Source organism: Enterobacter sp. 50793107, from assembly GCF_001463365.1.
Lineage (GTDB): Bacteria > Pseudomonadota > Gammaproteobacteria > Enterobacterales > Enterobacteriaceae > Enterobacter > Enterobacter cloacae.
Genome location: NZ_LNII01000091.1, coordinates 1 through 3928, shown reverse-complemented (window position 1 = coordinate 3928; position 3928 = coordinate 1). Strand labels below are relative to the sequence as shown.

Genomic DNA, 3928 nt, shown 5'->3' with positions numbered 1-3928 from the left:
GTTAGCCTGATTTAGCAATGAAATAATTGACTTTGAAAGGAAACATCTCTATATCGCGCGCACATGATATATATACACTTAAAATCGACTAAAAGAACACAAACTTTATGATGATTTTCATCAATCATATTGAATGATGACGGCTATCACACCAGCCGCATCTTCGTCTCTACAGCAGCACCGAGTACCAGAAGAGACGGCCAATTATCTCGACATCATCAATATCAGCCTCTTCGTCTGGGTAGGAGTCGTTGTTGTAACTGCGGATGATCAGCTTCCCACCTGGCTTACGATACAGTTGTTTAATGCGCTTGAGTTGACCATTCCCGCCATCTGTCTGACCAATGGCATACAGTTTCCCATCAACTATGCGTTTGTTGTTCGTATCGACGGCTACAGTCGTACCATCCGGTATCACAGGTTCCATGCTGTCGCCAGTAGCAGGGAAACACAGGATGCCAGACCCATCAGTGTTAGCTCCAACGCGGCGGAGGGTTGCCTTTGAGAACCTGAGCTTAAAACCATTGTGATCTTCGCTGTGTACGCGTCCATCGCCACACGCAAATTCAATATCCTTAAGAAACGGCACTTCAACCTCGTCAGCAGGAAGCGGTGTGTTTTTGTCCCAAGCGTCAACAGTTCCCCACTCGGATTCCGGCGGGATAGAAGATTCCCTGTGCAGTTCAGGCTCAGGATCATTCCTTCCGTATTCCAGCCACTCAGGGCGAACCCCAAGCCAGCGGCTAAGTGCAAGGATATTGGTTTGGTCTGGTATTGCTGATGCGTTAAGCCACTTCCAGATCCCGGGCTCAGATACAGCAATCCCCTGGGACTTCATAGCTTCCCTGATCCTGCCAGCCTGCCCACGCCCACCCACGCCAGCATCAAGCAATGCAGCGCGAAGTCTCTTCGAAAACTCTTCTTTTAAATCGTCTTTTTTAACCATGTGTTAATTATCAATTAGAGTTGACATAACTGTCAGTTAAGATATAACCTTAACTCGTAGTTAATATAGTTAACGGGAAACACTATGAACCCAATGCAATTTGCAATCGAAGCTGTAGGCGGACAAACCGCAGCGGCACGCCTATGTGGTCTGTCGAATGTTGCTATTCACAAGTGGGTAAAGAACGCGGCATTGCCTCGCACCGAGTACACAGAGAAAACCAACTATTCACAGCTTTTGGCTGACGCATCAAAAGGGCAGTTTACGGCGGAGTGGCTACGTCAAGCCGCAAACCCCGATCGAACTAAACATGGATCACATGCCGCCTGAGGGCGGCCCTAACTAAAAATCACAGGAAGTATCGCAAATGGAAACCTTAACGACACGCAACAAAGCGGAGGCACGACGAATTGAGAGTTGGGTGCAGCGTCAAATCGCAGATCTGGGTACCGCCCGGATAGCCGAAGTAGCTGGCATCAACAAATCCACAGTCAGCCGGTGGCGGGAGAACCTGGTACCGAACATGTCGCTGCTGCTGGCCATCCTGATTTCTAACCGGGATGGAGTGAAGGGAGATTTTGAAGCATGAACGCAGAAAGGGCGAAAGCCGAGGTGCTGTAACACCAACGGCTTTCAGGTGGAATTAACTGGATCAATTCACAGGAGCAATTATGGCAAACACTGCCGAAGTAATCAATTTCCCTGTGCCTGACGTGGCACCTAAGGAGCCGCGCGTGGCAGATCTTGATGATGGCTATACGCGCATCGCCAATGAACTTCTGGAGGCTGTCATGCTGGCTGGATTGTCTCAGCATCAGCTGCTGGTCTTCATGGCAGTAATGCGCAAAACATACGGTTTCAACAAAAAGGCAGACTGGGTAAGCAATGATCAGTTATCTGCCCTGACCGGCATCCTCCCACACAAATGCTCTGCGGCTAAAAGTGCGTTAGTTAAGCGTGGGGTATTTACCCAAATCGGGCGAACTGTGGGGATTAACAAAGCGGTCAGCGAATGGGTGAAATTACCCAAATCAGGTAACGAAAATAAAGTTTACCTGAAAGAGGTAAATTTACCTGAATCAGGTAAGGAATGTTTACCCGAATCAGGTAACGACACTTACCCAAATAAGGTAAACACAAAAGACACTATTACAAAAGACAATAAAGACAATATCAATAAACCCCCTAAATCCCCCAAGCTGGCTTCGTTCGATCCGGCTAGTGTTGAGCTTCCTGAATGGCTGTCAGTTTCAGTCTGGAAGTCATGGGTCGATTATCGTCGCGACCTGAAGAAACCGATTAAGTCTCAGCAGACGGTAACCCAGGCCATCAACCTGCTTGAGCGTTGCAAGTGCAGCGGATACCAGCCTGAAGAAATCATCAACCAGAGCATCGCGAATGGCTGGCAGGGTTTGTTTGAGCCAAAGACAGCCAAGCAGCCGCCTCGCGCGCAGTCTCGCGTATCTGAGAACTTTGCTGGCAAAGACTACGGCCAGACTGAAATTCCTGCATGGGCGAGGGACTGATCATGACGCTGGATGAAAAAATCAATCAACTTGAGAAACGCATTGCTGAGCTGAGCCAGCCGCCAGTTCAGCATGAAGATATCGAGCTAACTATCAGCACCGAGAACTGCGAAACGCATGGCCCCTTTGAATGCAGGACCAGGCATTTCTTAAACTCAGTCGTGAAAATTCCCCCGCGCCCAAGCTGCTGCCCTGAATGCCTCAAAGAGGAGTTAGGCCGCTTGCAGGCGGAAAGAATTAGCATCAACGAAGCAGCCCGCAAAAGAAACATCGAGCGCCTGCTGGATGGACTGAGCATCCCGGCCAGGTTTGAATCCTGTTCACTGGAGAATTATGAACCGGTGAACGAAGAAGCGAAACGCGCCCTGAAGGTCTGTCAGGCATACGCCAGCCGCTGGCCTGAGCGTTTGCAGAAGGGTGGCGGCCTGGTGATGTGTGGCAAGCCTGGAACTGGCAAGAACCACCTCGCATTGGCTATCGCCCGGCATGCAATCACCGAGCACCAAAGCTCAGCTGTGTTCACCACCGCGCTGAAAATTGCCAGGGAGTACAAGTCAACCTGGTCGAAGGGGTCAAGCCGTACTGAAGACGAAGTTATCCGTTACTTCACGAAGCCCGACCTGCTGATTATCGATGAGGTCGGCGTGCAGTTCGGAAGCGACGCCGAGAAGTTGATCATGTTCGAAATCATCAACACCCGTTATGAGCGGATGAAGCCAACCATCCTGATCAGCAACCAGACCCGGGAAGAACTGGCTGCATTCATCGGCGAACGAGTTCTTGATCGCATGAGCGATGGCGGCGGGTGCACTCTGTCATTCACGTGGGATTCTTACCGTTCTAAGGGGTCAGCATGACCATAACAATTCGTGGGCAGATTCTTGCAGCCCTGCGTAATAACCCGGGCCTGAACAGTGGGCGTATTGCCACCATGATCGGCATGACCACCAAAAAGATTTCCGGCCCGTTAAGCACGTTGTTTGCAGACGTCCTGATCGAGTTCGAAGGTAAGCATGGCCAGCGGCTTTATCGGCTGACCAGCTACGGCATGAAATACGCACCGGAAACCATACCGGCCATGCCGAAGGGGAATTCGAAGTTGGTGCAGCGCACAGATACGAACGTGATCTGCCAGGAGTGCCGTAACAGCGCGGCTATGAAGCGAGTATTGATGGTTTGGGGGAGGGAAGGGGTATGAGCGTGAAACGTTATGACTATGGATATCAAGATGGATATTCAGCAGATGGAATGACTGGATTGCAGTTTGCTGATGATGGCGCGCTTGTTAAATACGATGACTACGCCGCACTTGAAGCCAGATGCGCGGCGCTGGCTGACTTATTTGGCGATGTGAAAGAGATTTTTGGTTTTAAGTATCGCTATTTCATCACCTCAAAGGGGCTCATTTTCTCATTGGCCTCTGGCGAACTAAAGCAATTAAACCACCCCATGCCAG

General features: G+C 50.3%; 6 protein-coding genes and 1 pseudogene. 6 read left to right on the top strand and 1 reads right to left on the bottom strand.

Features of this window, described 5'->3' with window-relative positions:
• Window positions 1–169: 169 nt before the first annotated feature.
• The gene (locus APU11_RS13880; protein ID WP_032655966.1) at window positions 170–946 is read right to left on the bottom strand and encodes a helix-turn-helix transcriptional regulator; all 777 of its coding nucleotides are present in this window, start codon (window positions 944–946) and stop codon (window positions 170–172) included.
• 84 nt (window positions 947–1030) lie between these two features.
• Here APU11_RS13880 and APU11_RS13875 point away from each other — a divergent pair, with 84 nt between their 5' ends.
• From APU11_RS13875 to APU11_RS28020, 6 genes and pseudogenes are all read left to right on the top strand, one after another.
• Window positions 1031–1276, top strand: coding sequence for a hypothetical protein (locus tag APU11_RS13875; protein ID WP_060578541.1), 246 nt, complete (start codon window positions 1031–1033; stop codon window positions 1274–1276).
• Between the two features lie 37 nt (window positions 1277–1313).
• The gene (locus APU11_RS13870) at window positions 1314–1535 is read left to right on the top strand and encodes a CII family transcriptional regulator (protein ID WP_000449472.1); all 222 of its coding nucleotides are present in this window, start codon (window positions 1314–1316) and stop codon (window positions 1533–1535) included.
• A gap of 82 nt (window positions 1536–1617) precedes the next feature.
• Complete coding sequence (locus APU11_RS13865; RefSeq protein WP_058650902.1) at window positions 1618–2472, top strand: replication protein; 855 nt, start codon at window positions 1618–1620, stop codon at window positions 2470–2472.
• Window positions 2457–3329, top strand: a complete 873-nt coding sequence (locus tag APU11_RS13860; protein WP_058650901.1) for an ATP-binding protein — start codon at window positions 2457–2459, stop codon at window positions 3327–3329. Before APU11_RS13865 ends, APU11_RS13860 begins: the two co-directional genes overlap by 16 nt.
• Window positions 3326–3670: a helix-turn-helix transcriptional regulator gene (locus tag APU11_RS13855; protein ID WP_060578538.1), complete on the top strand. Its 345-nt coding sequence runs from the start codon at window positions 3326–3328 to the stop codon at window positions 3668–3670. Before APU11_RS13860 ends, APU11_RS13855 begins: the two co-directional genes overlap by 4 nt.
• Window positions 3667–3928, top strand: a pseudogene (locus APU11_RS28020) (hypothetical protein); the annotation flags it as partial. The gene APU11_RS13855 and the pseudogene APU11_RS28020, both read left to right, overlap by 4 nt.

What these genes read in the sequence shown, in the direction of transcription:
- APU11_RS13860 (WP_058650901.1), top strand. Translation starts at nt 2,457, where the DNA reads ATGGGCGAGGGACTGATCATGACGCTGGATGAAAAAATCAATCAACTT.
- APU11_RS13865 (WP_058650902.1), top strand. Translation starts at nt 1,618, where the DNA reads ATGGCAAACACTGCCGAAGTAATCAATTTCCCTGTGCCTGACGTGGCA.
- APU11_RS13875 (WP_060578541.1), top strand. Translation starts at nt 1,031, where the DNA reads ATGAACCCAATGCAATTTGCAATCGAAGCTGTAGGCGGACAAACCGCA.
- APU11_RS13880 (WP_032655966.1), bottom strand. Translation starts at nt 946, where the DNA reads ATGGTTAAAAAAGACGATTTAAAAGAAGAGTTTTCGAAGAGACTTCGC.
- APU11_RS13870 (WP_000449472.1), top strand. Translation starts at nt 1,314, where the DNA reads ATGGAAACCTTAACGACACGCAACAAAGCGGAGGCACGACGAATTGAG.
- APU11_RS13855 (WP_060578538.1), top strand. Translation starts at nt 3,326, where the DNA reads ATGACCATAACAATTCGTGGGCAGATTCTTGCAGCCCTGCGTAATAAC.